The 2,072-nt window shown below is 53.6% G+C and carries 4 protein-coding genes; 3 read left to right on the top strand and 1 reads right to left on the bottom strand.

From position 1 onward, the window contains the following. The first annotated feature begins 368 nt into the window (after positions 1-368). Positions 369-1,049: a hypothetical protein gene (locus AC1DSG_RS30530; RefSeq protein ID WP_477794196.1), complete on the top strand. Its 681-nt coding sequence runs from the start codon at positions 369-371 to the stop codon at positions 1,047-1,049. A gap of 53 nt (positions 1,050-1,102) precedes the next feature. On the opposite strand, the gene AC1DSG_RS30535 is transcribed toward AC1DSG_RS30530, so the two are convergent. After that, positions 1,103-1,273, bottom strand: a complete 171-nt coding sequence (locus AC1DSG_RS30535) for a hypothetical protein (RefSeq protein WP_477794197.1) — start codon at positions 1,271-1,273, stop codon at positions 1,103-1,105. A gap of 32 nt (positions 1,274-1,305) precedes the next feature. On the opposite strand from AC1DSG_RS30535, the gene AC1DSG_RS30540 reads away from it, so the two are divergent. Beyond that, complete coding sequence (locus AC1DSG_RS30540) at positions 1,306-1,464, top strand: hypothetical protein (protein ID WP_477794198.1); 159 nt, start codon at positions 1,306-1,308, stop codon at positions 1,462-1,464. Between the two features lie 146 nt (positions 1,465-1,610). After that, positions 1,611-2,072, top strand: a 462-nt coding sequence (locus AC1DSG_RS30545; protein ID WP_477794199.1) for a hypothetical protein, incomplete at its 3' end; no start/stop codon positions are given.

Genomic DNA, 2,072 nt, shown 5'->3' on the forward strand with positions numbered 1-2,072 from the left:
AGAATCGACCCTAAGCCGACGCTTAGAATTCCATCTGAAACCTGCAGCCGCAAATTCGCACACCACTGACGACGAATCGGTACAACTTAAACAAGTTTGTGCCATCCCAGATCAACGGTCTTAGATTGTCATGAAGTGAAAAAGCGTTGTCGCTAAATGAAATGTTGGTCTCCCCCCCGTCTATAAACTGCTCATCACTAGCTGCGAGGCAAGTCCCCTATATGGCGACTCGCCCGGTCGGCGCAATGCCAATCCGCCTCAGAACCCAAGGTATACGAATTGAAAATCCGCTGCACTTTCAGCCCGCCTTTTGTCGCGGGCGCCAGTACCAGTGCGCGGTTTTCGCTTCCACTCAATAGAAGGGAAATATGAAAACGGGATTTGTTCGCCAGTATGGTGCCGCCACCCTCCTAACCGTGGCCCTCATTTGTGTGGCCTGCCTCAACTCCAGTAATGCGGCAACCTTGGAGGAGCAAACCAAACAGCTAGAGTCCTCTGTCCTAACAGTAGAGCAGCGTCGAAAGGCAGCCATCAAGGATCTGAACGCGAGTGTCCTGCGCGGTTACCGGGACGCGATAAAAATCGACGCTGTAGACACACGGGTGGGTGAGGTTTTCGACCGCACAGCGCGGATCGAGGTCACCGTCGCCTACTCGTTCGACTTTGAAAAGGCCACGGCAGTTAAGGCATCGCTGAGCAAATACTTCAGGACCACCACTGATAAGGTCCCAGGTGTCGAGCCATATGGGTGGATTAATACCAATTTTGATGCATGCGTGGACGCCTATTGCACGGTTAAAAAGGAGATGACTCGGCTCATCAAATATTCTGCTGTTGGTATTCGCGTGAGCTTTCTTGGGATACCTGGCACCCACGTAACGACAAGCCAGGGGATGTATGAGCTAAGGTCTGGCTCTGTCACCTTCCAATTCGACGTGCCGAAATCAAAGATCAAGGGTGATCCTAAGCCAGTAGTTTCAGCGCAGGTTTTCGACGAACACTTCTGTGGAGGTGATCCGGATTGTGACCGATACACCATTAAAAAATAGGTGTCGCCAGTAGGGTCTAATACTTATGTTTTGTAGGGGTGACCTGTAAACAATCAGCACACATAGGAAACGTCGCCCAGGTGTAGGCGTCCGGCGGACACGCCTTGTGTAACCGCTACTTCGGCCAGCTCGAACACCGTGGGCTTAGCCTCCAGGGCCTGAGCCCCGCCCAACTGGGGGAGCAGCGCCGGGCCGAGGTGCAACGAACCAGAGACAACTATCACGCATTCTGGTCGGAGAAGGTGGCTGCGAAGTCATGACGCGGGCATTCATTGGCCGACGCTGGTTGCACGAAGGGTTTGAGGGGGATTGGTCGGTGTTTGTCGACGCACAGGATTGCATCGGCACTGTGGTCAATGGTGCTTGTCATGGCAGCACCGGCGCAGCGCAACCCCAAGCGACCTGCTATGGCTAGATGCTCAGCGGCCAATGCAGTGGTCGGTTTTCTGCTTTTTTTAACACCTATAAAAAAGCTCGCTATTGTTAGGTGACGCCTACTGACGCCTGTCGTGATCGGTTGCAGAAAGGTTTCAATCGGGAAGCCGTACGCCATCATCCAATATGGCTGAGCTGATAGCTGCTCCATCCAATGAATTGAAATACCAGATCGAGATAGCTTCTATGAGAAAGCAAGGACAGCTAACCAAACTTGTTAGGTGGGCTTTGCATAAGGAGTTCAAGCCGGCCTCCTGCACCGCGATCGGTCAGATTGAAATGCGAGATGCCTTGATCGCTAAACTGCAACAGCACCACAAGGCCTACGACGACCTACCGCGGGCGAGCAAAGCCCGTGTCAATGCCGTACTCGAACTGGGCCGCCTCTACTGTGACACCTTCAACGACAAAGCCTTGAAGGACGGGGTTGCCCACGCGGGCCACAAAACCGTGGTCAGGTCCGACGAGTACGGCAAGCCATACCGCGTTCAACAACGCGTGAAAGCGCTGCTGTCTCAGCCGGGCGAAGTGCTCCATCTAGATAATGTGGAGCGTGAGGCTTATCACGGTCTGCGTGTGATGCTAGAC

Source organism: Pseudomonas sp. P5_A12 (assembly GCF_056400685.1).

Bases quoted from the DNA above. Each gene is read 5' to 3' on its own strand.
- AC1DSG_RS30540 (WP_477794198.1), top strand. From the start codon at position 1,306: ATGACGCGGGCATTCATTGGCCGACGCTGGTTGCACGAAGGGTTTGAG.
- AC1DSG_RS30530 (WP_477794196.1), top strand. From the start codon at position 369: ATGAAAACGGGATTTGTTCGCCAGTATGGTGCCGCCACCCTCCTAACC.